The 25984-nt window shown below is 38.5% G+C and carries 24 protein-coding genes and 1 tRNA gene; 9 read left to right on the top strand and 16 right to left on the bottom strand.

The genetic code is table 11. From position 1 onward, the window contains the following. Positions 1 to 185 precede the first annotated feature (185 nt). The 6 genes from MMF97_RS09520 to MMF97_RS09495 form a co-directional block, all read right to left on the bottom strand. Entirely contained in the window at positions 186 to 611 is a 426-nt protein-coding gene (locus MMF97_RS09520) for a DUF1801 domain-containing protein (protein ID WP_243361869.1), read from the bottom strand. Positions 612 to 617: 6 nt separating this feature from the next. Next, positions 618 to 1106: a GNAT family N-acetyltransferase gene (locus tag MMF97_RS09515; RefSeq protein ID WP_243361866.1), complete on the bottom strand. Its 489-nt coding sequence runs from the start codon at positions 1104 to 1106 to the stop codon at positions 618 to 620. 130 nt (positions 1107 to 1236) lie between these two features. Beyond that, entirely contained in the window at positions 1237 to 2481 is a 1245-nt protein-coding gene (locus tag MMF97_RS09510; RefSeq protein ID WP_243361864.1) for a Y-family DNA polymerase, read from the bottom strand. 1 nt (position 2482) lies between these two features. Next, positions 2483 to 2899 (bottom strand): LexA family protein, encoded by a 417-nt coding sequence (locus MMF97_RS09505; protein ID WP_243361862.1) that lies wholly within the window; start codon positions 2897 to 2899, stop codon positions 2483 to 2485. Between the two features lie 137 nt (positions 2900 to 3036). Beyond that, complete coding sequence (locus tag MMF97_RS09500) at positions 3037 to 3918, bottom strand: tail fiber protein (protein ID WP_243361859.1); 882 nt, start codon at positions 3916 to 3918, stop codon at positions 3037 to 3039. A 269-nt stretch (positions 3919 to 4187) separates the two neighbouring features. Continuing rightward, positions 4188 to 4271, bottom strand: a tRNA-Leu gene (locus tag MMF97_RS09495). A 707-nt stretch (positions 4272 to 4978) separates the two neighbouring features. Between MMF97_RS09495 and MMF97_RS09490 the strand changes: the two genes are divergently transcribed. After that, complete coding sequence (locus tag MMF97_RS09490; RefSeq protein ID WP_243361857.1) at positions 4979 to 5626, top strand: DUF6266 family protein; 648 nt, start codon at positions 4979 to 4981, stop codon at positions 5624 to 5626. Positions 5627 to 6177: 551 nt separating this feature from the next. On the opposite strand, the gene MMF97_RS09485 is transcribed toward MMF97_RS09490, so the two are convergent. The 3 genes from MMF97_RS09485 to MMF97_RS09475 all read right to left on the bottom strand — a co-directional run bounded on the left by MMF97_RS09485 (position 6178) and on the right by MMF97_RS09475 (position 10475). Then, positions 6178 to 6939: an MBL fold metallo-hydrolase gene (locus tag MMF97_RS09485; protein WP_243361855.1), complete on the bottom strand. Its 762-nt coding sequence runs from the start codon at positions 6937 to 6939 to the stop codon at positions 6178 to 6180. Between the two features lie 261 nt (positions 6940 to 7200). Then, on the bottom strand, positions 7201 to 7854 hold the full coding sequence (locus MMF97_RS09480; protein WP_243361853.1) for a LolA family protein: 654 nt from the start codon (positions 7852 to 7854) through the stop codon (positions 7201 to 7203). Between the two features lie 23 nt (positions 7855 to 7877). Beyond that, positions 7878 to 10475, bottom strand: a complete 2598-nt coding sequence (locus tag MMF97_RS09475) for an FtsK/SpoIIIE family DNA translocase (protein WP_243361851.1) — start codon at positions 10473 to 10475, stop codon at positions 7878 to 7880. Positions 10476 to 11064: 589 nt separating this feature from the next. Here MMF97_RS09475 and MMF97_RS09470 point away from each other — a divergent pair. Further along, on the top strand, positions 11065 to 11721 hold the full coding sequence (locus MMF97_RS09470) for an ankyrin repeat domain-containing protein (RefSeq protein ID WP_243361848.1): 657 nt from the start codon (positions 11065 to 11067) through the stop codon (positions 11719 to 11721). A gap of 490 nt (positions 11722 to 12211) precedes the next feature. Here the strand turns inward: MMF97_RS09470 and MMF97_RS09465 are convergent, their stop codons facing one another. From MMF97_RS09465 to pyrF, 4 genes are read right to left on the bottom strand one after another with little or no spacing between them, the layout of a single operon-like run. Then, positions 12212 to 12430, bottom strand: coding sequence for a PspC domain-containing protein (locus MMF97_RS09465; protein ID WP_243361847.1), 219 nt, complete (start codon positions 12428 to 12430; stop codon positions 12212 to 12214). A 1-nt stretch (position 12431) separates the two neighbouring features. Next, on the bottom strand, positions 12432 to 13712 hold the full coding sequence (locus tag MMF97_RS09460; protein WP_243361845.1) for a DUF2851 family protein: 1281 nt from the start codon (positions 13710 to 13712) through the stop codon (positions 12432 to 12434). Between the two features lie 51 nt (positions 13713 to 13763). Further along, the gene (locus MMF97_RS09455) at positions 13764 to 14675 is read right to left on the bottom strand and encodes a DMT family transporter (RefSeq protein WP_243361843.1); all 912 of its coding nucleotides are present in this window, start codon (positions 14673 to 14675) and stop codon (positions 13764 to 13766) included. Further along, on the bottom strand, positions 14672 to 15502 hold the full coding sequence (gene pyrF, locus MMF97_RS09450) for an orotidine-5'-phosphate decarboxylase (protein WP_243361841.1): 831 nt from the start codon (positions 15500 to 15502) through the stop codon (positions 14672 to 14674). The genes MMF97_RS09455 and pyrF overlap by 4 nt, the downstream gene beginning before the upstream one ends. A 271-nt stretch (positions 15503 to 15773) precedes the next feature. Between pyrF and rho the strand changes: the two genes are divergently transcribed. Both rho and pssA read left to right on the top strand, forming a co-directional pair. Then, on the top strand, positions 15774 to 17510 hold the full coding sequence (rho, locus tag MMF97_RS09445; RefSeq protein WP_243361840.1) for a transcription termination factor Rho: 1737 nt from the start codon (positions 15774 to 15776) through the stop codon (positions 17508 to 17510). Positions 17511 to 17564: 54 nt separating this feature from the next. After that, positions 17565 to 18248 carry a CDP-diacylglycerol--serine O-phosphatidyltransferase gene (pssA, locus tag MMF97_RS09440; RefSeq protein ID WP_243361838.1) on the top strand — a complete coding sequence of 228 codons (684 nt, stop codon included), beginning with the start codon at positions 17565 to 17567 and terminating at the stop codon, positions 18246 to 18248. Between the two features lie 3 nt (positions 18249 to 18251). On the opposite strand, the gene MMF97_RS09435 is transcribed toward pssA, so the two are convergent. Then, positions 18252 to 18629: an Hpt domain-containing protein gene (locus MMF97_RS09435; protein ID WP_243361837.1), complete on the bottom strand. Its 378-nt coding sequence runs from the start codon at positions 18627 to 18629 to the stop codon at positions 18252 to 18254. Between the two features lie 5 nt (positions 18630 to 18634). Next, a complete protein-coding gene (folK, locus tag MMF97_RS09430; protein WP_243361835.1) occupies positions 18635 to 19126 on the bottom strand; it encodes a 2-amino-4-hydroxy-6-hydroxymethyldihydropteridine diphosphokinase in 492 nt (163 codons plus the stop codon). A 119-nt stretch (positions 19127 to 19245) separates the two neighbouring features. Between folK and sppA the strand changes: the two genes are divergently transcribed. From sppA to MMF97_RS09405, 5 genes are all read left to right on the top strand, one after another. Further along, positions 19246 to 21012, top strand: coding sequence for a signal peptide peptidase SppA (sppA, locus tag MMF97_RS09425; RefSeq protein WP_243361833.1), 1767 nt, complete (start codon positions 19246 to 19248; stop codon positions 21010 to 21012). 82 nt (positions 21013 to 21094) lie between these two features. Then, a complete protein-coding gene (locus MMF97_RS09420; RefSeq protein ID WP_243361831.1) occupies positions 21095 to 22771 on the top strand; it encodes a DNA polymerase/3'-5' exonuclease PolX in 1677 nt (558 codons plus the stop codon). A gap of 49 nt (positions 22772 to 22820) precedes the next feature. Beyond that, positions 22821 to 23426: a DUF4254 domain-containing protein gene (locus tag MMF97_RS09415; RefSeq protein ID WP_243361829.1), complete on the top strand. Its 606-nt coding sequence runs from the start codon at positions 22821 to 22823 to the stop codon at positions 23424 to 23426. Between the two features lie 20 nt (positions 23427 to 23446). Beyond that, positions 23447 to 24478: a glycosyltransferase family 9 protein gene (locus MMF97_RS09410; protein ID WP_243361827.1), complete on the top strand. Its 1032-nt coding sequence runs from the start codon at positions 23447 to 23449 to the stop codon at positions 24476 to 24478. Beyond that, positions 24471 to 24971 (top strand): SixA phosphatase family protein, encoded by a 501-nt coding sequence (locus tag MMF97_RS09405; RefSeq protein ID WP_243361825.1) that lies wholly within the window; start codon positions 24471 to 24473, stop codon positions 24969 to 24971. Before MMF97_RS09410 ends, MMF97_RS09405 begins: the two co-directional genes overlap by 8 nt. A 103-nt stretch (positions 24972 to 25074) precedes the next feature. Here the strand turns inward: MMF97_RS09405 and MMF97_RS09400 are convergent, their stop codons facing one another. Further along, complete coding sequence (locus MMF97_RS09400) at positions 25075 to 25929, bottom strand: AMP nucleosidase (protein WP_243361823.1); 855 nt, start codon at positions 25927 to 25929, stop codon at positions 25075 to 25077. Between the last annotated feature and the right edge of the window lie 55 nt (positions 25930 to 25984).

Genomic DNA, 25984 nt, shown 5'->3' with positions numbered 1-25984 from the left:
ATCAATTAATCAAACTCCTACCAAATAAATCTTTTGTAGTTTTTACCCAAAAAATTGTAAAATATGCGAAATTTTAATGATTTGTATGTTTTTCGGGTCTTTTTTAGCCCAAAAAATAAGTGAATATGAGCGTAATTAAGACAGTTATGCTTTTTCAATAGAAAAAATAAGCATAAGAACAGATGTTAGGTGCTCTGCTTAACCCCATCAAGTATTGCCGCTTCAAGTACATCGATATGGATGTCTTTTAAGGTAGTGAACTTGATGCAATAGCTGGTTACACTCGCCTTACCTATGGTTTTACCGTAAGTTTCGGGTAAATACTTCTTATCATCAAGTCCCATTATATAAACTGATATTCCGGCTGTATTGCCACTCATACCTATTTGGTAAAACGCTTTGGTTTTTCCGTTAGCATATTTTACGGTTTGAAGCCCGTAGCCTATCTGTGGATTAGAAACCGTTTTGCCCTGATCATCTTTACCATCTAAAAACCAGAGCTTAGCTTTGGGCAATACCTGCAATATGCGTTGATGCAAGGTTTCTATTTCGGCTCGTTTGGGTTCGGGCTGACTGTTAATATAGGCTTTGATCTGTTCTTGTATATTCAATTGCTTCTAATGGTCAAGTTTGTAAATGAATTCTTCTATTTCTGTTTGCCTTGCATTTGCAAAACCTTTGTCTGAGCCAATCTTCACAAAACCACATTTTTCCAAGACTTTTTGCGAACCAAAATTGTCAAACGCAACCCGGCCAAAAATGGGTCTTGTGCTTTCAAGATCAAGAAATTTTTTAAGTGCCAGAGTTGCAATTCCCTGTCCCCAAAATTTCCTGTCCAGCCAATAAGTAATTTCCGTATCGCCCTCCATTACAAATTTTGCAATACTACCTACAATCGTATTGTCAAGCACAATGGTCTGATTGTTTACAGTTGGCTCGCTCAATAATTTCGTGTATTTTGTTAAATAAGCTGTTTTATCTGTAGGGTCTTTTGGCATAAAGGCCGCTAAAAAACCTGCTTCTTTATCAAGCTGAAACTGAAACAGCGTGTCCAGATCGGCAATTGTTGTTCTTCTCAATTTTAGGTTAGATGTGTTGGTTATCATTTTGTTTTGGTTACTGTTTTATTTTAAATAGCTCAATTAAAATTACAAAAAAACTTTCCTCAATAGGTAATGGCAGTACGTTTACATTTTATTTTCTAAGCTTTTCTACTGCACACGCGGTATTGTGTACTTAACCCACTTTTATAATCTCCTTCCAGTCGGTAGTATAATTAGGGCTTAGAAAATCCCTGCGCAGGTTCCATTTGGGGTTATGCCCTTCTGAGCATAGGCGCAATGCACCTGCTCCGTAATGGGTGTTCAACTTGTCCATCAGCGAACTGATGCGGTTGAGACGGTCGCCATCATAGGTATTGAATAAACTAAATTGCACTTCTTCTTCGGGAATTAGCCCAAAAGCCGATACTTCTACTTTTTGATAGCGATAGCCTTTAAGAAATATCTGCTCCAAGCCCCATAAAGTATGTTTAACCAGTTGGGGCGTATTATTGGCCGCTGTATGTACAGGAATGGTAATCTGCGGATAGACCTGTTTTTCCTTATCTGCAAAACGATTGGTAAGCAAGCGTACCGACAATACCGTACAGCATAGTTTTTCGCGACGGAGCTTTTGTGCCAACCGTGCGGTATAAGATGAGGTGGCTTCTTTCAGTTCTTCATAATCATCGGTTGTTCTGCCAAAACCCCTACTGGTGCTCAGTCCTTTTTTGGGGTCGCCTATCATCTTGATCGGTAAACAAGGTTGCCCCCATAACTCCCTCCACAGGCGTACGCCTACCACCGACATGTTTTTCTGTACCCAGTTAATGGGCAACTGCCTGAAATCTTTTGCCGTATTTACGCCTATTTTTTTGAGCCTCTGGGCATGCTTGTAACCTATGCCCCAAACTGCTTCTATAGGAAAGCCCGAAAGCGCTTTTTCAATTTGTTCAGGCCTTTGCAAAACCAGATGTCCCTGTGCTTTCTTGGCCAGTTTGTTGGCTACCTTTGCCAGTACCTTTGTGGGTCCTACCCCTATGGATATAGGAATGCCCGTGTTATGGATCACGGTATTGCGCAGGTTCTCGACATAGCCCTCAAGATGATCAAATCCTGTAAGACCTATAAAGCATTCATCAATGCTGTAAACTTCCATATTGGGCGAAAACCTGGCAATGTTGGTCATTACCCTTGCACTGATATCGCCATAGAGTTCATAGTGCGAACTAAAGACAGCCACCTTGTGGGCTTCAAGAAAAGGTTTCCATTGAAAATAAGGGGCGGTCATGGGTATGCCCAATTGTTTGGCCTCTTCGCTACGGGCAATTACACAGCCGTCGTTATTGCTCAGCACCACAATGGGCACCTGCCTGTACTGCGGTTTAAAAAGCCGCTCGCAGCTTGCATAAAAATTATTGCAATCAATTAACCCCACCATATCATCTTGTGGGCATGCAAACCCATGAAACAGTTCCAAAAATATCCAGCTGTCGGCCGCTCGTTTCAATACAGCTTTCAAAGCTGTTACTCATGCAAAGGTAGTTCCGTTCGTTGCGTCTGCACAGCTTCCTGATCAGCCACTCGCCATCCAAACAGCAAACGATAATTGAGCCGTGCATTACGGGCAGGGATTTATCTACCACGGCAATGGCTCCTTTTAAGATATGGAAAAAGCTCATCTGGTCATTATCTACCTTAAAGTAAAAAGTATTGGTAGGATCGCCAACAATCATATTGGCAACATGCAGCCTACGCTGTATATAATCTTCTGCCGGACTTACAAAGCCCGATGTTCTGCCCGGATCATCTAAGGTATCCAGTACCTCGTTGCGCAAAGGGTCTAAGGGTCTGATCATCTCTAAAAAATTAAGCTTCAAATTTGCTAAAAATATTAGCAATTCAAAATATTTTTTTATGAAAAAGACTAAAATGTTAGGTGCTGTAGAGCAGTATTCCTATAATGCACACGTGCACCAGCACGGATGATTTCCTATCAAAATTTTACTGCTGGCTGAGACTTATCCTTCTGAGCTTTCAATGCATTTAATTCCTCCTTAATCTCAATCAAGTAAAGGGTCAGCTCCTCGATTTTTTGAAGTAATTTTATATTCATTTCTCCCAATTCTAAGCCATTCCTTTTCATTTCATCGGCTGAAGCTATTTGCGGCAGGTGTTTGTTAGTTGAAATAAATGCTGCTACATCTGCAAGAGGAGTAAGTTTATAATCTTTTTGGAATACGAAATCTGCACCGGCAGCTATGCTTACTTTTACTTCTTGAGAGTGAATCTTACCAGCTACAGTAAGTTTTGAATCTGGCGTTGTTGTTCCTATACCTACGTTTCCATTCCCAGAATTATCAATTACAAATCTGACACTTCCATTTTGGGAGATAGAAAATCCTCCGTTATTCACATCTTTTATAAAAGGATTTATATCTATGTAGTTGCCCCCAGTAAATCCAGTATTAAGTCTAAATTGATTTACCCCTCCATCTGCTAGAAATATTTCCTGCTTAGCACCTGGAGTTGTCGTTCCAATACCCACATTCCCACTTGAACTAATAGTCATTTTCTTGGTATCTGCAGTCCAAAAATTTAATGCTGAACCATAATAATAGTTATCGCTTGTTAGAATCTTGTGTCCACTCAATCCTAATTCAAATGCATTATTTTCAGCCCAATTAGCTTTCATATAAGCCCAATAAAGGTTTGAGCTGGCGTTAGTTGATCTTATTTCTCCAACTACATCAAGTGCGCTTTGGGGATTTGTTGTCCCTATGCCAATATTCCCATTCTGTGGAAAAGGATATGTATTTTGTGCATATCCATAGATAGCAACCATCGTTGCCAGTGCTGTTGTAATAAGTTTTTTCATTGTGATATAATTAGGTTTATTATTCTTTCGTTGTTTTTCAAGTTTTTCAATACGTTTATTCTGTTGGTTGAAAAAGTTATGCTGTTTTGCAACAATATAAACTTAGCAGCAAGTTAAGATGATTTAAAACAAAAAAAAGAATGGTTGCCCGTCCTGAATTCTTAAAAGTGCCCCTCGCTGGCGTACGAGTGCCGCGTGTGCAAAACCATAGTGCTCAACAAAAAGTTGTAAAGCAACAAAGCCGAAGTTAAAATTAACTTCGGCTTTTGTACCCGGAAGCAGATTCGAACTGCCACGCTGTTGCCAGCGCCACCCCCTCAAGATGGTGCGTCTACCAATTTCGCCACCCGGGTATCTAATGCTGCAAAGATATCATTTGAATTGAAAAAATTGGTTTGTTAAATTATTTTTTCTATCAGTTTAGCTGCCATTTGAGGATAGTCCCTTAAATTCCTTAAGTAAATCTTGCTCTTCCTCTTAATATGCGCTCGCTGGCGCACGCGTGTCGCGTGTGCTTTTTTAGCTCAAGTCTTACAGCAACGGAATTAGTAAATACGATTTGGGCTTAGATAATAAATAAAATAAGTTTCCACAAACACAAGACTTGCACCAAATGAGGTTGTAGAAGATTATTTACGGTGGTTAAAAACTAAAATATGGTCTTTCGACAAGCTCAAGAAGACACCCATATTTTAGTTTTTCCCCTAACCCTCGATTGGTACACACAACTTGTGTGCAAAACCATAGCGCTCAACAAGAAGTTAGCAAACAAAACTGCAATATATAAATTAAGGTTAGCGCTCACAGTAAATCCTTAAATACCATCCAGCAAATTAAACGAAAGAAAATCTTCAAAAACATGCTGAACACAGCTTATCAGTGTTTTATATAAAAGTATGTATTGAGTTCGTTTTGACGGAGTTTAAACGAATTTATATCAGATTTTAGTCGGGCTTATGACAATTGTATCTGAATAAAACCCGTATAACAACTCTATTAAATAGCTTATTTACTTTTTAATCAGTAACTTAATATATGATAGGGGTAAAACACAAACATTATGGCTATTATCAAAAATGGAATAAATGGTGGGTTTACCGGAACGGTAGGTACGGTAAGCGGTTACTATCTGTATGGCAAATGGGTAATCAGGGCTAAGCGTACACCTTCTTTAAAGAACAAAATAGGCAGTGCCCGTCAAAACGTATGCAGATCTAAATTTAGCCTTATGCAACAGTTTCTTAAGCCTATTGTGGGTTTTGTGCAGATAGGTTTTAATATGGAATCTAAGAAGCGGATGATGAGTGCGCACAACGTAGCCAAATCTTACAACATGTTAAATGCGCAACAGGCCAATCGCGAAATAGATTATCCTAAAGTATGTTTAACCTATGGCAATTTGCCAGGCGCCATAGATGTGCAATTAATGGTAAACGATGTGGGTGTGCATTTTAGCTGGGCAAATAATATAGAAGGCAATTACGTAAGGGCGCATGATCAGGTTATGCTCATGCTTTATAATGTAGAGGATGGCATTGCCCGCTATGAAACCAGTGGAGCCAAAAGATCGAGGCAACAAGAAAGCGTTAAACTTACTGAATTAGATAAGGGAAAAACTTTTCATACCTGGATTTCTTTTATTGCTGAAGACAGACAAGCTATTGCCATGAGTACTTATTGTGGTAGTGTGGTTTTTAAACCTGAATAGATTAGATTATTCTGATGATTAACGTTATATTTTGCTGTCAAAGAAAGGGTTTCGACAATCCCGATCGCTATCGAGACAGCCTGACACCTAGGTACTTAAATCAATATTAACCACATTTCGACAAGCTCAATGTGACAAGGATAGTATCTAAATAGAGCTCATGCCAATTCCCCAACGTCATGCTAACCATGAAGAAGTAGCTACACCGAAATAGATAAGTAGCGCATATTAACCTATTTAATTGAGGTTTTAGATTTTTAGTTTTGCAACATGTCAAAGCCCTAGTAAAGCCCATTAAATTCACTCAAAAACCGACCTTGGTCTTTGCGGAGGTAGAACAATTGCGCTAGCATTAACTTTAAAGCAAAGAGCGCAGTCGGCGACTTTTCCTCCATTTTGGTCGTTCAAAAAAGCGAAGCGTTTCTTGAGAACCGTTGAAAAAATAGAAAAAACGAAAAAATGGAGTGCCTATGCTCGACATAGCTTATACCGATTTATCGGTAAGGGCAGAAAAGACTGAGGAATGTACCTATGGTATTGATTATCCATTTTTAACATTCAAAAGAAAGCCCGTCATAAGCCAATCTAATGTTGGCAGGGAGTTCTTTTTCTATTGCTGTGTGCAAACCCATGTTATGACTGATGTGCGTAAGATAGGTCATGTCTGCCCCTATTTTCTGGGCCATGCTTACGGCCTCATCCAGGGTAAAATGAGAGATATGCGAATCTTTCTGCAAAGCATTTAGTACGACTATTTTAGAGCCTTTGATCTTTTCGATCTCTGCATCTTCAATGGTTTTGGCATCGGTAATGTAAGTAAAGTCGCCTAACCTAAACCCTAATATCGGGAGCTTGTAATGCATCACCTCTATGGGAATAATTTTATTTACACCCACATAAAAAGGGTCTTTATCTATGGTATGCAGGTTAATTTGCGGGATACCGGGATAAATCGTATCTGAAAAGATATAAGAGAATTCTCTTTTTAAAGCCTGCTGTACCCGATGGGTAGCATAAACATCAATAACTTTTTTGCGCAGGTAATTGAACGGCCTGATGTCGTCTAGCCCTGCTACATGGTCTTTATGTTCATGCGTAAACAAAATCGCATCCAGATCGGTAACTTTGGCTCTGAGCATCTGGTACCTGAAATCAGGACCACTGTCAATAACCATACGCTTATCCTTAGTTTCAATCAGCACAGATACCCTTAGCCTTTTGTCTAATTTATTTTCAGACCTGCATATCTCACAATCGCACCCGATTACCGGAACGCCCTGTGATGTACCTGTGCCTAAAAAAGTAACTTTCAAAATGCTTATTTATCTAAATGAACCATAAAAAGGATTTCTACCAATATTGCTTTTTACCTGAAGCAAGCAACAATATTATAAAATTATAAACAAATAAAAAATGGAAGCCTCAAAAGTCTTGAAATTCATCATTCTGAACTTCCCGATTGAATTCGGGACAAGTTGTTTCAGAATCTGAAACATTTTGTAATACCTTTACAAGAAGACCCTGAAAATAAATTCAGGGTGACGACCTACTTTTAAGGCAGCTCTTTTCTTGTTTTATCGTAGATCAACTACTTCAACGCCTTTGTATTTTTTGGCATCGAAGGTAAACATATCATTTGATATGGGCTTGTTCAATTCAGATGAACTTACGTTATAGGTATAACGCACCCCGCTTTTCTCAAACATTTCTGCTTTTGCAATATCGTTGCTTTTTTTAATGTACAATTTGATCTTAAAGATCTTAGCATCATTTTTCTCTGGTGTTAGCTCAATGGTAGATAAATTACCTGATTTTGATTTGGTATCACCAGCATAAATGTACTTAAATCCTTTTTCGTAAATGGTAAACAATTTGGAAGGGTTAATCGCATCGCTGCTTGGATCAACATTTGAAACCTGAACCTCGTTAGATGATTTAATGTAAGTCCATTGTGTTTTACCATCGCTCATGATCTGCTGATCGCCCAGATCTACCTTAAATTTATTGGTACCCGGTATAGCATACAGCACACCGTTTTTTACATCCATTACTTTACCATTTGCCGCATTCAATGTTAAAGAGAAATTGGCTTTTATTGATTTTAGTGAACGGTATTTCTGACTAACCTTAGTTAAAATGGCATTTGCTGCCGGATCTTTTTGTGCAAAAACATTTATACTTAAGCAACTGATAGCTATAAAAGTAAGAGCAGTTATTATTCTTTTCATGTTGTGTTTTTTCGTGTTAAAAATTACTTATTGTTAAGGTTGTTCAAGAATTGTTCCAAAGCATACAGATCTGGGATTAAAACTTCCCTGGCTTTACTCCCTTCAAAAGGACCAACCACACCTGCAGCTTCTAGCTGATCTATGATTCTGCCCGCACGGTTGTAACCTAATTTCATTTTACGCTGTATCAAAGAAGTAGAGCCTTGCTGGTGGTTTACAATCAGTTGCGCCGCTTCTTCAAACAATGGATCCCGGTCATCAGGATCAAATTCTTTCATGGATCCTTCGCTGCTTTCGTCTATGTATTCAGGTAACAGATAGGCATCCGGATAACCTCTCTGCTGACCTATAAACTCAGAAATACGATCAACTTCTGGCGTGTCAACAAAAGCACATTGTAGCCTGATCAGGTCGCTACCGCTGGCGAGGAGCATATCTCCTCTTCCTATTAACTGATCTGCACCACCTGTATCTAAAATGGTACGCGAATCGATCTTACTCAATACCCTAAATGCCAGCCTGGCAGGGAAATTGGCCTTGATTGTACCCGTAATTACGTTTACAGAAGGTCTTTGTGTAGCCAGTACCAAATGGATACCGATAGCACGTGCCAACTGAGCTAAACGTGCAATAGGTGTTTCAACCTCTTTACCTGCAGTCATGATCAGATCGGCAAACTCATCTACCACTAAAACTATGTAAGGCAGAAAACGGTGTCCGTTATTAGGGTTTAGCTTACGCTTAATAAATTTATCATTATACTCTCTTAAATTTCTTACCTGTGCATCTTTTAACAGATCATAGCGCTGATCCATTTCTATACACAAAGAATTCAAGGTATTGATTACTTTTTTGGTATCGGTAATAATGGCATCGTCGCCGCCCGGTAGTTTTGCTAAAAAGTGGCGTTCTATTTTATTGAACAGAGTTAATTCTACTTTTTTAGGATCTACCAGTACAAATTTTAACTGCGAAGGGTGTTTTTTGTACAGTAAAGAAACCAGGATAGAGTTGATCCCCACCGATTTACCTTGTCCGGTTGCACCTGCTACCAGCAAATGGGGCATCTTAGCTAAATCGGCAATATAGACTTCATTGCTAATGGTTTTACCCAAAGCAATAGGCAAATCCATGTTATTCTGCTGAAATTTCTCTGTAGCCAATACGCTTCGCATCGCTACCATTTCAGGATGTGAATTGGGTACTTCTATACCAATGGTTCCTTTACCCGGCATAGGTGCTATAATACGGATACCTAAAGCAGCCAGACTAAGTGCAATGTCATCTTCCAGATTTTTAATCTTAGAAATACGCACACCGGGCGCCGGTATAATCTCATATAAAGTTACAGTAGGACCAATAGTTGCCTTAATCTTATCAATTTCAATATTGTAATGGTTAAGGGTTTCTACAATCTTGTTCTTATTGGCCTCCAGTTCGTCTGCATTTACAGAGATCTTATTGGATCCGTAGTTTTCTAACAGGTCTAAATGCGGATATTTATAGTTAGATAAATCTAAGGTAGGGTCATAATTGCCAAACTGCTCTACCAGTTCATTAGCCTTTACTTCTTCTTCTGTTTTTTCTACCGTAAAAGCTGGATCAGGATTAGGTTGCACCACCTCCATGTTTCCAACTTCTACTACCGGTTTAACGGGGGCTACCGAAGTTACATCTGGTGTTAAGATTACGTTAGCGGCCAAAGGTGTCGCTACCACAGGGGGCAGTTCTTCTGTTTCCTGTTTCTGATCAAAACGGTTTGGTGTTAAAACAATGTTCTGATCTTGTTTCTGCTTGTTCGCCCCATAACGATCGTTCAGGCTAAACTCAACAGGCTCAGATTTTTCTTCTTCAAATAAAGAGACATTTTCAGGTACCTCGGGTTCAAAACCAGGAGATAAAGGTTCTGGTTTAGGTTCTCTATGCGGTAATTTAAAGTCTATATTATAAGCAATAATGAGAATGGTAAGTCCTAAAAAGATCAACAAACCACCAACACCCGCCTGCCCTATCTGGGCTGTAAGCAATTTGTTAGACCAGTAGCCAAACTCTCCTTCTAAAAAATGTGGGGTTTTGGCAAAAAAAGCATGTCCGAAACCAAAAGCCAGCGAAATAAACAAGAGGAAAAAAAAGCTGTAACCCAATGTTTTTTCTACTGCAAAAATCTTTACTTTAAAAAGCAATCTGTATCCTATCACAAAGAAAACCAGCACAAACAGGAAAGAAGCCACACCAAACCATTTATAAATAAACTGGTGCGACAACAGGGCTCCTATTTTACCCAGCCAGTTTTGTACAATCGGATCGGTAACACCGCTGGTTTTTAATTCTTCTGCTGTTTTAAACAGATTGCTCCATCCGCCATTGGCATCTATTACATAGCTCTGGTCTTCCTGCCAGGTAAATAAATAGGATGTAAAAGCAATTAAAAAGTATAAAGAAATAATGATAAAAAGCAGGCCTATGATCTTTACAAACCTTCCATCGGCCAGATCAAAACGCGGCAAAATTTCGCCACGTGTTTTTGGCGCCTTGCCAGGTTTGCTTTTATCGCTGTTTTTAGGCGATTCGGAATTTTGCTTAAAAGAATTGGCTCTAAATTGATTTCCTCTTAACGACATCGTAAAGATTAAAAATTAATAATCAACAAATATAACAAAGATATGCTGGTTTGTTTATGCTGTTTTGCTAATTAAGATGAGTTCAGGTTATTACTGTTCTCAAATTTGTTTAAGTGATGAGCTCGCCACCACGGGCTCTTACTTTTTTACTTTCACGATAGCTCAAGCCTACGTAGAGCCTCTCCGTTCTGCTAAAACCGGCTTTGGCTGATGCGGATAGCAACATTTTGCTCTTTTACTGCCTTTAAAAGCATCAGGCGCAGCCGTGGCTTTTATTTATTAGTATATATTATTTTATCGGCATAAATGAGCTCACTTTGTTCGGTTTTCCATACTTTTCAGCTACAGGAAAAGTATGTCTGCGAAGCGACAGGAACAAGAGCATAACAATTCCTAAATCCATATTTTATCTTAAATCCACATTAATTAACCCATATATCTTATACCAACAAATTAATAAAAAATGAATGAAAATAGTTCATAAGCAAAAATCAATATGCCTGTTTTTTTGTTTTCACATCAATTTTGTTTTTAATATTCCTTTTTTATTTCGTTATTTTACTTTAGAACCAAAACCACGAACCAAGAAATGGGTACTTCTCCTCTGGAAAGCTTAATTGAAAACGGGCAAACCGAAGATATTATTGCGTTATTAAGCCAAACGCCAGAACTTGCAGTAAAGGAAACCTCTCATCATACTTCGCCCTTAATGCTGGCCTGCTATTACAAAAAAACAGATATAGCTTTAGTCATTGCAGAGTTTATGCCTCATTTAAGTTTGTTTGATGCTTGTGCCATCGGCAAGTTTGATGATGTTACGCTATTGGTATTTAAAAATCCTGAACTGATCAATGCTTATTCTGTAGATGGTTTTACACCGCTTGGTTTGGCCTGCTATTTTGACCACGAAGAAATCGCGAAATTCTTATTGCTTAAAGGTGCAGATGTAAATCTGGCCAGTAAAAATGGTTACCATGTTTTCCCTTTACACTCGGCCGTAAACAACAACAATTATGGCTTAGCTGCAGCTTTATTAAATGCAGGTGCTTATCCTAATGTATGCCAGAAATCGGGTATTGCGCCCTTACATTTTGCCGCACAGCATGGTAATATTGAAATGATTATTGCCTTATTGGAAAAAGGTGCAGAAGTGAGTCTGCGTACCGATGATGGTAAACTCCCCGCTGATCTGGCTGCCGAAAAAGGTTTTAAAGAGATTGCAGAGATTTTAATGGATGATGATTAGTTGAGAGTCCGGAAGACGGAAGTTGAGAGTCCGGAAGTCCGATGTCCGAAGTTGGAAGTCCAAAGTGGAAAGTTGGGAGTCCGAAGTCCGAAAGACGAAAAACCAATGACTAATGACCAATCAACTCATACCTTGCACCCAATGGCCTTATTGGATTCCGCCGCAGCGCATGGTAAAACTTTTGCACCACCCTACAAATCAACATAAAACAAGAAATTAGTCAGCCCCAGAGTAGGGCTTTGCGTAAAGGCGGGCATACTGATTTCGCCCTGAAGTTTTACCCCTGTGATGCAAGGAAGGCAATACAGCCTTGATTCTTTGGTACTTTCTCATCAAGGAGAAAGGACTAGCCCAACGGCAATGAGTGAAAAACATATTAATTATGAAGTTGGAGATTGAAAGAGAAGGTCAGAAGACCGAAGTCTGATGTCAGAAGACAAGAGCCCGAAGTCCGAAAGATGGTAAACCAACGATTAACCAACTAACCAATCTATTCCCAAATCTTCAACCTGATCCGTTTCATATAACGCCTGATATCCAATACAATGGCCGCCAGGATATAGAACAAAATAGGGAAACCGACAGCTAGAAAGGAAGAGTAAATAAAGAAAAGACGTACTTTAGCTGTACTCATATTCAATTTGCCGGCTAAGTATTCTGATACGCCAAAACTCCCTTTTTCAAAAAAAGTAACGATACGTTGGAACATTTTAATGCTTTAGTATTTTAATTCCGATACCACAATTTAAGCATTTTTTTTCATTGCAGTAATTTTTTTTCAATTGCAATATCGCTTGCGAATGGTACGCGTTCTTAACGTTCACTTTTGCATTTGCGTACAATTTAATCACCGCATTTTTTTCGGCACTTATATTTTCGAGCAGTTTCAATGCCCTGGTCTGGTAATTCTGCAATTGCATGGCCCTGCTATAAGCAAAAAGAAAAACGCTTACCGTGTTAATTAAAAGAATATGGATACTTTCTCTACCCAATTGCAGTTCTGCTTTTTGGGTCTCTTTATTAAAATGATAATGCGTGCTCCAGAATGGATTTACAGGCAAATTTTCAAAGAGCTCAATCAGTTCACGGTGATTTTTAGCAGCCAGCACCTTAGAGAACAAATGATTAGATTTAATCACCAAAGCAGCAAATTGTGCCAACCTTAAAGTTGGAAAATTTTGCGGGCGCATGCGCATAAACTTCCATACAGAGGGTTCTATAGGATTTAACTGGTACTTTTGCCTTAAATAATCATATTCTTTTTTTAAAGCATTTGGATATTCATCTTTAAACGATTGCTGTAAAAAACCTGCTTGTCCAAACAGCAAAGCCTCAATCTGAAAAGGTTGATTTTTATGTTTGGCAAAAATTTGCTGAGGCAAACTTTGTGCTAGCATTTCCATAGGTATGGCATTTACTTTAAAGCCAAAGTTCTTGGCAAGAAACTGATAAAAGGTTTCATCCCAGTTTCCTTTCAGGTTTTGCAGTTTATGAAATACCTCTTCTGATTTGGCAATTAAACGCTCAACTAAAGTTCTGGATAAAAAACCTTCTATTACATAAGAATCAATCTTGCCTATTTGTGGTTGACAAGGGAAATCGCTCATGTTTCCCAGCAAAGCCTCATACCTTAACAATAAGCCTGGCTCTATAAGTTGATGCAGTTCAAGTGTTGGGATCAGTGTACCATCTGTACGTTTTACGGGTTGATCATCAAAATAAACCACGTGCAAAATTACGTTGTCGTATGCCTTATCTAAATAATGCTTATGCTCGTACCAATCTGAAGATTTGATGTGAATTTCTATATTTCCCGCCCAGGTGGTTTCGCCAATGATCAATTTGGCATTGAGGAAATCGGGCCCGGCATTTTTATTAAGCGTACCACATTGCAGTATGCGCAAAGATTGTTTGCAGCAGGTTTGCAAGCTTTCGGTAGCGTATAGCCTAAATTGCCATACAAAGTGCAAAAAATCTTCTGAGAGCTTCATAGCTGAATTTAGCAAATATTTCTCGTTTCAAGAAGTTTTGCTAAAACTTGCTTAGTCAGTTGCTTTTAAAACTTCTCGTTTTTTGTAATTGACAATAAACACACCCAATATGATCAGCACCGTAGCAATCAGCAGATCAACAGTAATCTTTTCATCTAAGATCAGCCAACCCAAAAATATGGCAATAACTGTATTAAAATAAGAAAGAATAGACACCTGTATAGCACTTACTCTTTTTAGCGCATAGTTGTAGCAGAAATAGCCTACTATAGAACCAAAAACACCTAAATAGGCTACTGCTGCCATGCTTGCACCAGTCCATTTATGCGGTTCGATCTCTTTAGAAAATACAAAAGCAAAAATCAATTGTACCACTGCCGAAAACAGAAATTGGTAAAAAAGATCTAAATAGATGTTCTGACTTTTATGGGCATATTTCTTAGCATAAATGGTACCACAAGCCCAACCTAAAATAGCTAAGGCAAGAAAAAATATCCCTATTTTATAACTCGGCTCCAAGAGTGCGGTAAAGCCATCTCTAAAAATAAAGGCCACACCGCTAAAACCAACGCCAACACCTATAAAACCTTTTAAACTAGGTTTTTGCAAGCCTACAAGAATACTGCCCAAAAACACCACAATTGGCGATAAGGCATTGAGCAGAGAGGTTAAGCCACTGGGTATGGTTTGCTCCGCTACCGTTGTAAGCCCATTGGCCATTACAATCATTAAACTGGATAAAATAACCTGTCGGCCTAAATGCCCCCATCCTATCCATTTCAATTCCTTTTTATACAATAAAATGCTCAGCAATATACCCGAAGCCAATAATTGGCGTAAACCTGCCACAAACCAAGGTGGTATGGTATGTACGGCCACACGAATGCCCAGATAGGTAGTGCCCCACACTATAGCTACCGCAAAAAGCGCAACAATTAGTTTCAGATCTTTTCCTTCGCTCATATTAAATTGGCTGCTTTTAAGATCTGTTCCATTTCTTGTTGCAGTTCTAAAGCTGCAGCATGGGCTTTTTCGGCAAAATCTTCGCCGTTACTTGCATAAATAATATTTCTGGCCGAGTTTACCAGCAAGCCGCAATGCTTGTTCAAACCATATTCACAAACGGCACTTAAACTGCCGCCCTGTGCCCCAACACCCGGAACCAATAAGAAATGATCTGGGGCCAGACTGCGTATATGCTTAAATTCATCGGCTTTGGTTGCACCCACTACATACATCAATTGGTTAACATCTGCCCATTGTTGCGAGCTTAAGATCACCTGCTCGTATAGCTTTTTATCTTCAAGTTGTTTTACCTGAAAATCTTCACTACCCTGATTTGAAGTTAAAGCCAATAATATGACCCATTTATCGGGATGGTTTAAAAACGGTGATACCGAGTCTTTACCCATATAAGGTGCTACGGTAATGGAATCAAAGCTCATATCAGAGCTTTCGCAATTAAAAAAGGCCTCTGCATACATGGCCGATGTATTACCGATATCGCCTCTTTTTGCATCGGCAATGGTAAAGATATGTTCGGGGAAATGTTGCCAGGTCTTCACCAGCGTGTTCCATCCTTTTACACCTCGGCTTTCGTAGAAAGCCGTATTGGGTTTATAGGCAACACACAGATCATGCGTAGCATCAATAATCTGCTTATTGAACTCAAATACAGGATCTTCGTATTTTAACAAATGCTTAGGCAATTTATCCATTACCGGATCAAGCCCTATACATAAAAACGATTTCTTTTGTTGGATCTGTTCAAAAAGCTGTGCTATGTTCATGTGTATCTGCTTTAAAATTTGTGCAAAGATGCCAATTTTACAGCGGTTTTTTGTATCTTTAATGCATCATTAAATTTAATTTTTAAATATTTTTTATTTTTTTCTTGCAGTTTTTGTTACAATTGCATACAATTGTGCCATAATTCCTTAATGTTTATCTGAATATCTACAGAAAAATCTTATCAAAACTGTTTCTTGAAATGTTTTAAAATTCATTTTTCGGTTGTATAATTTTGATAAACCCTAAAAAAAATTTCTCTACAAAATATAAATGTTTAATAAAACAGAACTATCAGAAAAACTTATCGCCGAGTTGCGTGAGTTAGCAAAGTTAAGTGGTATTGAAAACGCAGGAGACTTGCGTAAAAACGAGCTCATAGAAGAAATCCTTAAAAAACAGGAATCTGCTCCTGAACCAGCTCAAAGTGCCCCTGTTACACCAGTTGCCATAGAAGATAAACCGGTTAAAAAAAGGGCAAGAATATCAAAAGACACTAAAGAAGCCAAAGAAACTGAGGCCGAACAAAAAACAGATACTAAAGCTAAAAGACCTACTCTTTTTGACGAAGATCAGCTAAGCCATGCTGAACCTGTTACTGAATTTGATCCGATTACACTTGCAATGGGCGAAAATCCTGAAAAACTGGAAAGCATTGCTGATAAATTGAACAAATCAAAAAGAGAGCGCATACCGGCTGATAAAAATATCGTCAGACAGCATAATGAAGAAATCATTATCCTTGATGAAAACGTGGTTAAAGAAAACAAGCCGCAGCATAGCGAAAAAAGAGAAGAAGCCAAATCTAACAAAAGCAATAACCCAAATCAGAGTGGTAATGCCAACAGCAGTGCTAATCATAAACATAATGAGAACAGTTATTCTAACTTAGATTTTGAAAATACCATTACCAATGAAGGGGTTTTAGAAATTATGCCCGATGGTTATGGCTTTCTTCGTTCTGCCGATTACAATTACCTGTCTTCTCCGGATGATATTTATGTATCGCAATCGCAGATCAAACTTTTTGGTTTAAAAACTGGTGATACGGTAAATGGAAGCATACGCCCACCAAAAGAAGGCGAAAAGTATTTTCCTTTGGTAAAAGTGATCAGCATTAACGGAAGAGTTCCTGCTGATGTTCGCGATCGCGTTCCTTTTGATTACCTTACCCCTCTTTTCCCAACAGAAAAGTTGAACTTGTTTACTGATTTCAATAATTATTCTACCCGTATTATGGATCTTTTTACCCCTATTGGTAAAGGTCAGCGTGGTTTAATTGTTGCACAGCCTAAAACAGGTAAAACCAATTTACTGAAAGAAGTAGCAAACGCTATTGCGAAAAACCATCCTGAGGTTTATCTGATCATCCTTTTAATTGATGAGCGACCTGAAGAGGTAACAGATATGGCCCGTAGCGTAAGAGCAGAGGTAATTTCTTCTACTTTTGATGAGCCTGCAGAGCGCCATGTAAAAATTGCCAATATTGTACTTGAAAAATCTAAACGCTTGGTTGAATGCGGACATGATGTAGTCATCTTGTTAGATTCAATTACCCGTTTAGCACGTGCTTATAATACAACTGCTCCGGCATCAGGTAAAATCTTATCAGGTGGTGTTGATGCCAACGCTTTACATAAGCCTAAACGATTTTTTGGAGCTGCACGTAACATAGAAAAAGGCGGATCTTTAACCATCTTAGCTACAGCCTTAACCGAAACCGGTTCTAAAATGGATGAGGTTATTTTTGAAGAGTTTAAAGGTACCGGTAACATGGAGCTTCAGTTAGATAGAAAACTTTCTAACAAACGTATATTCCCTGCTATTGATATTACCGCATCGAGTACACGTAGAGATGATCTGTTACTGGATAGAGAAACCTTGCAACGTACATGGGTACTGCGCAATCACCTGGCCGATATGAACAGTCAGGAAGCTATGGAACTTGTACAAGCCCAGATCAAAGGCACCAAAACCAACGAAGAGTTTTTATTGGGCATGAATGGTTAAAAATTTTATGGTTGATGCTTTTGCATCACATAGAATTTAAAGCAAACAGCATAAATGAAAAAACATATTCCAAACGCCATCACCTGTGCAAACCTTTTTTCGGGATGCATAGGTGTGGTTTTTGCTTTTAACGGCGATTTTAAAACCGCCACCCTTTTTGTAATCCTATCGGGTATTTTTGATTTTTTTGACGGAATGAGCGCCAGGGCGTTAAACGTTAAAAGTACCATTGGTAAAGAGCTTGATTCTTTGGCCGATATGGTGAGCTTTGGTTTCTTACCCGGCGTAATCATGTTTCAGTTACTCAAATTAAGCGATGCACCCCATGCTTACCTACCCTATTTAGGTTTTTTAATTACGGTATTCTCTGCCCTACGTTTAGCTAAGTTCAATATTGATGAAAGACAAACGGTAGATTTTATAGGCCTAAATACACCTATGAATACCCTGTTTATCGTTTCATTGCCATACGTAGCACAACAGTTTCCACAGCTCATTAGCAACTGGCTTGTGCTAACCGCCATTACATTGGTATGCAGCTACCTGTTGGTAAGCGAAATCAGGATATTTTCTTTAAAATTTAATGGCTTAAGCTGGGCTGAAAACAAGATCAAGTTTATTTTTCTGATCATTTCGGCTGCTTTATTGGTGTGCTTGCAGTTTGCAGCCTTCCCGTTAATATTGGTAATTTATATCGGTTTATCTTTTGTACACTTTAAAGGTAAAGCTATACAATAGGCATTAAATACGCTGTTTTAACTGTTCTTTGGCCTTATCTACCTGGTTAAACAATTGTTTCATTTCGTCAAAAACCTCATTAGCTAAATTGGGTAAGGTATCTATTTCCTTTAATTCTTTAGCATTACGTTCAATCAGCTGCATACAATCTCTCAGGTCTTCCCTACCCACATAAAAAAAGGTAGGTTTAATTTTATGTGCAAAATTAGAAACGGCAGTCCAGTTTTGTGCATCAAGAGCAGCTCTTAGTTCTGCCATATATTGTGGTATTTGTAGTTCTAATGTATCTAACATTTCTAACATGAAATCGGGGCTGTCTCCTGAAAGTTCTTTCAGATAAGACAAATCCAGATCATTTTGACTTTTAGATAGATCGATCATACGGTTTATTTCTTTTTTACTTCTAAGGAATCTGTAGTTTGAGCTAATATAGTGCAAATGTTTGATTTTAAAACAGGATGCATAAAATTTTCTGCAATTTCATTGAGGGGCATCAGCACAAACTTACGCTTCTGCATTTCGGGGTGCGGTATTTTAAGATCCGCTTCATTAACAATCAGATCGCCATAAAATATAATGTCTATATCTATGCTGCGCTCGCCCCATTTCTCCTTTCTTATCCTTCCCAATTCTTTCTCTATCTCCAGGATCTGTTGCAATGTTTGGGCAGGTGATAATTTTGTGTTCACCTTTACCGCCTGATTGTAAAAATCAGGCTGATCTTCTTTACCCCAGGCCTGTGTTTCATAAATGCCCGATATGGCCTTTACAGCACCCACACGTTCTTTAATGAGCTGTATGGCCTTGTTTAAATTTTCTGCTTTGTTACCTAAATTGGTTCCCAATAATAAATACACTTCTGTTGTGTCTGCACGCATTTTTGTAGCCTGTATATAAAAAAATATGTACCTTATAAAAATTTACTTTATCGGCCTGCTTAACCTTAGCATAACACAAAGCATTTTATATCTTTACAAAATAAATATTTACAGAGCACATGAAAGAATTTTTCAAATATGTTTTCGCAACCGTAGTAGGGATTATTATCTCTTCGGTGGTTTTATTTGTGTTGTTTTTTGTTGTAATTGTAGGCTTTCTGGCCTCTTTAGGAACAGAAAAAGTAAAAACCGTAAAAGCCAATTCTGTACTGGTGCTCAATTTAGACCAGCCTATTACAGAGCGCACCAAGGATAACAGCCTTTCGGGACTTCCTTTTGTGGGCGACGGAGAACGCACCATTGGCTTTGCCGATGTGATCAGGGCTTTGAAAAAGGCCAAGACCGATGACAATATTGATGCCGTTTATATTAATGTAAGCTCTCCTAATGCAGGTATGGCTTCTATGCTTGAGGTAAGAAACGCCATCATCGATTTTAAGGAAAGTGAAAAACCGGTTATCGCCTATAGCGAGGTTTATACACAAGGTGCTTATTATTTAGCTTCGGTAGCCAATAAAGTGTATTTAAACCCACAAGGTTCTTTAGAATTTAAAGGTTTCAGCTCGCAGATTACCTTCATTAAAGGTGCATTGGAAAAATTAGGTATAGAAGCACAAATTATAAGAGTTGGTAATTATAAAAGTGCTGTTGAACCGCTTATTAACGATAAAATGAGCGACTACAACCGTCAACAGGTTACCGCTTATGTAAATGGTTTATACCAGACTTATTTATCAGGCATAGCCGAAAGCAGAAAAATTAGTGTAGACAGCTTATCTGATATAGCCAATAATTACAAGATCAGATTGGCAGATGATGCTGTAAAATATAAAATGGTTGATGCTTTAAAATATAAGGATGAAGTTATAACCGAGCTAAAAGCAATAACCAGTAAAGGTAAAAAGGAAGATATTTCGACCATTTCAATTAACGATTATATCAGAAACCTGACCACTTCAAACATTACTTCTGACAAGCGCATAGCCATCATTTATGCCAACGGTGATATTGTAGATGGCGAAGGCAGTGCAGATCAGATCGGTTCAGAGCGTATCTCAAGAGCCATTAGAAAAGCCCGTTTAGACGATAAAGTAAAAGCTATTGTTTTGCGTGTAAATTCAGGTGGTGGTAGCGCTTTAGCTTCTGAGGTAATCTGGCGTGAGGTAGAACTCAGCAAAAAAGTAAAACCGGTTATTTCATCATTTGGCGATGTGGCCGCATCTGGAGGCTATTATATTGGTTGTGCCGCCGATAGTATTTTTGTACAACCGAATACTTTAACAGGCTCTATCGGGGTTTTTGGTGTAATTCCTAACTTTCAAAACCTGCTGAACAATAAACTGGGAATTACCTTTGATGGCGTTAAAACCGGGGAATATGCCGATATCATGAGTACCAACAGACCCATGACCGCAGGCGAAAGGTTCATTATACAAAATGGTGTTAACCACGTTTACGATACTTTTATTACCCGTGTAGCTAATGGAAGAAAGAAAACCAAGGCACAGGTTGACAGCATTGGCGGTGGCCATGTTTGGGTTGGAACCGATGCCGTTAAAATAGGTTTGGCCGATCGTTTGGCCGGATTTAAAGAAGCGATTGCCGCAGCCGCTAAAAAAGCTAAAATAAGTGATTACAAATTGGTTGAATATCCCGAAAAAACAGATCCTTTAAAAGAGCTGATACAAAACGCCAAAGACAATGTAAGCACTTACTACGCGAAAAAGGAATTCGGGGATAACTATATGCTTTACCAACAGATGAAAAAAGCTGTACAGATGAACGGCATTCAAACTAAAATAGATTACGACATCAACATCAGATAGTTTAAAAATGATGAGTGTTTAAAAACATGACAGAAACTTTGTTTCCTGCCATATTTTTTCATTCTCATTCAATTGATAAAACATGGAAAACAAAGCCATAGCACGTGCTCTACGGTTATTATCGCAATTAATGGAATTGCATGATGAAAATCCGTTTAAAGTTAAATCTGTAGCCAATGCGGCATTTAAAGTAGATAAATTACCCTTTGCCATTGCAGGCAAAAGCGCCGCAGAAATTGAAAAGATTGACGGCATAGGTAAAAGTACAGCTGCCAAGATCATGGAACTGTTAGCGGCACAGACCATGCAGGAACTTGAAAGCCTGTTGGCACAAACACCTGTTGGCATTGTTGAAATGCTAGGCATCAAAGGTATAGGGCCAAAAAAGATAGGTATTATATGGCATGAGCTGGGCATAGAAAATATAGGTGAGCTTTATTATGCCTGCAATGAAAACCGTTTGATAGAAGCCAAGGGTTTTGGCCTTAAAACTCAGGAAGAGATCAAGAAGATCATTGAGTTTAAAATGGCTGCCAATGGCAAATTCCTGTATGCACAGGTTGAAAGTTATGCCGATCAGCTTTTTGAAAATCTGGCTTTATGGCTAAAAGATATAGATCATGATTCTTTATTGGGTTTGGCTGGCGATTTCAGGCGTAAATGTGAGATTATTGAAAAACTTGAACTGATCATTGGCAGTGCGCATATCAAAACCATCTTTGATAACATAGCCAGTTTTGAAGCACTATCTTTTAATCCGGATCAAGACAAGTTTATTACCCAAACTGAAAGCGGCCTGCGTATAGAACTAACCGTAGTTGAAAAACAGGATTTCTATCTGGAGTATTTTAAACTTACGGGAAATGAAAAGCACGTTGCCGATGTTTTAAAATTAGCTGGCGAAGCTAGCTATACAAGCGAAACTGAAATCTACCAAAAAGCAGGTTTAGCCTTTGTAGAGCCCGAATTACGCGAAGGACTTGATGAGATCGAACTGGCTAAAATTAACCAATTGCCTCAACTGATCAACTATGAGGATCTAAAAGGCAGTTTACACAACCACTCCACCTGGAGCGATGGCGTACACACATTAGAAGAAATGGCTGTTTTCGGCAAAGAACAGCTTAACCTGCAATATTTAGGCATTTGCGACCACTCAAGATCGGCATTTTATGCCAACGGTTTAAGTGAGCAACGGGTAATGGAACAACACCTGCAAATTGATCAGCTTAACCAGAAATTAGCACCCTTTAAGATATTTAAAGGCATAGAGAGCGATATTTTATATGATGGCTCTTTAGATTACAGTGATGATATTTTAAAAACTTTTGATTTTGTGGTAGCCTCTGTACACAGCCAGTTAAAAATGGATGAGCAAAAAGCCACACAACGATTGATCACAGCTATTGAAAATCCTTATACTACTATTTTAGGGCACCCTACCGGACGCTTACTGCTTAGTAGAAAAGGCTATGATGTAGATTTTAAAAAAGTGATAGATGCCTGTGCAGCAAATAATGTAGTGATTGAGATCAATGCCAATCCTTTACGCTTGGATTTAGACTGGCGTTGGCACCGTTATGCATTGGAAAAAGGCGTGCTGCTTTCTGTTAATCCTGATGCGCACCGTAAAGAAGGTTTCAATGATATGCATTTTGGTATTTATGTAGCCCGAAAAGGAGGCTTAATGGCTGCAAAATGTTTAAATGCCTTTACGCTTGAAGAAATCAGCGATTTCTTTCATAAAAAGCACCCTTAATCTATAAAATGTTTATCCTGCTTACCAAAAATAAAAATACCTTTGTTACATGATTAGTGAATTAGCCAATAAGGTTTTTAACCAAGCCATTACAGATTACCACCAATTTGACGAGATTGATCATCCTGTTGAAAACCCTTATACAAAAGACAGTTTAGAGCATCTTTTTTATGCCAAGAACTGGATTGATACTGCACAGTGGCACATGGAAGATGTCGTAAGAAATCCAGATATAGAACCTAGCGAAGGCCTGTACTGGAAAAGAAGGATTGATGCGCAAAATCAGTTGAGAACGGATATGGTAGAATATATAGACAGCTATTTTTTACATAAATACCAGCATATACAACCTTCAGCAGATGCAACAGTAAATACAGAAAGTCCGGCCTGGGCTTTAGACCGCTTATCTATATTGGCTTTAAAAATCTATCATATGCAGGAAGAAGTGAACAGACCCACTGCAGATGAAGCACACAAAATTCAATGTCAATTAAAATTAGATGTGTTATTGGCACAGCGCACAGACCTATCTAATAGTATAAATGAGCTTTTAACAGATATTGAAGCAGGAAAGAAATACATGAAGGTTTACAAGCAAATGAAAATGTACAATGACCCTACTTTAAACCCTGTGCTGTATAATAAAAATTCTTAAGTAACCGTATTGGACTAAACATGCCGACAAAAAAAATCATCGTTCTGCGTTTTTCGGCTATGGGCGATGTGGCCATGGTAGCTTCGGTATTGAAAGAACTGGTTGAACAGAACGCGGATATCGAAATTGTGATGGTTAGCAGAAAAGCCTTTGCGCCTTTTTTCAATACGATTGATCGCTTAAGTTTCCATACCATAGATCCTAAAGGGGAGCACAAAGGTTTTTGGGGTCTTTACAAGCTGTTTAAAGCGCTTAGACATTACCAACCTTATGCAATAGCAGATTTACATGATAACATCAGAAGTCGCGTTATATCTGCTTTTTTTAGGTTATCAGGAACTAAAATCAAACGCATAGATAAAGGCCGGGCAGAAAAAAAGGCTTTAACCCGTAAGCACCACAAACAATTGGTACAGTTAAAACCAACTGTAGAGCGTTATGCCTATGTTTTTAGGGCGTTGCACTTTAAGATCAAGCTAAGCCATCAATTACAAAGACAGCAAACGCCTATTCCTGCAAATGCCAAACCTTGGTTTGATGCACCGGGAGTTAAACGAATAGGTATTGCCCCTTTTGCACAACATATTTACAAGGTTTATCCCTTAGTGCAAATGGAAGAAGTAATTGCAGGCTTAAACAAGCTTGGGTATGAAATCTTCATTTTTGGAGGTGGCAAAAAAGAAGCAGAAACTGCTTTGCAATGGGAACAGAAATTTGAGCAGGTGCACAATACCATCGGCTTATTTTCGCTAACAGAAGAATTAAACCTGATTGCACATCTAGATGTGATGCTGAGTATGGATTCTTCAGGTATGCACATGGCTTCGTTAATGGGCATTCCCGTTGTTTCAATATGGGGTCCTACTCACCCTTATGCAGGCTTTTTAGGCTATGGACAATCTATTAACGACTGCATACAGATAGACCATCCAAACCGACCAAATTCTATTTATGGAAACAAACCCTGCCTGTGTGGCGTTAAAGCATGTATAGACCTGATTGAACCAGAAGTTGTTATTCAGAAAATTAAAAGCAAATTAGAAAATGGCTAAACAACTTTTTATCATAAGACATGGCAAATCTGATTGGGGAAACCATGGCCTTAAAGATTTTGACCGTCCGTTAAATGCACGAGGGCACAGAAACGCACCTGAAATGGTACAAAGACTGGTTTCCAAATCAATTGTAGCTCAGTTGGTGGTAAGCAGTCCGGCATTAAGAGCATTAACTACCGCTAAATATTTTGCTGCTGGCTGGAATATAGTGCCAGATCAGTTGCAAACTAATCTTTCTATTTACGAAGCGCAAACAAAAACCCTATTAAAGATCATTAACGGATTTGACAATCAATATGATCGCATTGCCCTATTTGGTCATAATCCGGGTTTTACAGATCTGCTCAATTATCTTACCAATATGCATATTGGCAATATACCAACCTGTGGGGTGGCAGTTATCGAGTTTCCTTTTGATGAATGGGAATTGGTAAGCGGCGGAACAGGAAAGCTCCTGTTATTTGATTATCCTAAAAGTAATCAGGATTAGTATTCCCGAGTTTTGGAAAAACCTAAGTTCATAACCTTACAGTTAAAACTTAGATTCTTCGCTCTCTTTATATTTTATAAAGTACACTCAGAAAACATTAACACTAGAACTTTAAGTGTTTAACGGTTAAACCGTCATTGATGAGTTGCATTAAAGAATCTATACCTATTCTTAAATGCGTTTCTACATAGTTTGCAGTTACCGAAGTATCGCTTTCAGCAGTTTTTACACCTTCTGGTATCATGGGTTGGTCTGAAACCAAAAGCAAAGCACCTGTAGGGATTTTATTTGCAAATCCTGTGGTAAAAATAGTTGCTGTTTCCATATCTACAGCCATAGCACGTAAGCTCTTTAAGTATTTTTTAAAGTCTTTATCATGCTCCCATACCCTGCGGTTAGTGGTGTAACATGTTCCTGTCCAGTAATCGCGAGAATGATCTCTGATGGTAGTTGAAATTGCTTTTTGCAAAGCGAAAGCCGGTAGAGCCGGAACCTCAGCAGGTAAATAGTCATTAGAAGTACCTTCGCCTCTTATGGCTGCAATCGGTAAGATCAGGTCTCCTATCTGGTTCTTTTTCTTTAAACCTCCGCATTTACCTAAAAACAATACTGCTTTTGGATGTATAGCGGTTAGAAGATCCATCATTGTTGCAGCCAGTGGGCTTCCCATACCAAAATTGATAATGGTTATACCATTAGCAGTAACACTCTGCATCGGTTTATCTAATCCGTAAATAGGTGCGTTATCATGCCACTCAGAGAACAATGAAACGTATTTGCTGAAATTGGTCAGCAAGATATAGTTACCAAATTCTTCGAGCGTTCTGCCTGTGTAACGAGGCAGCCAGTTACGTACAATTTCTTCTTTAGATTTTAAACCTTTCTTTACCGGAGTTTCTACTTCATGTGTTGCTTTGTTGTCTTTGTTTTGTTTCTTTACGTCTTTTTCTTCGTTCATGTTTTAATACTCCTTTCTTTAAAGTTAATATAAATTGTTCAATACAAAAAATCCC

It is taken from the genome of Pedobacter montanisoli (genome assembly GCF_022809115.1).
GTDB lineage: Bacteria > Bacteroidota > Bacteroidia > Sphingobacteriales > Sphingobacteriaceae > Pedobacter > Pedobacter montanisoli.
The sequence above is the reverse complement of the archived record's forward strand: the minus strand, read 5'-3'. Positions and strand labels throughout refer to the sequence as shown.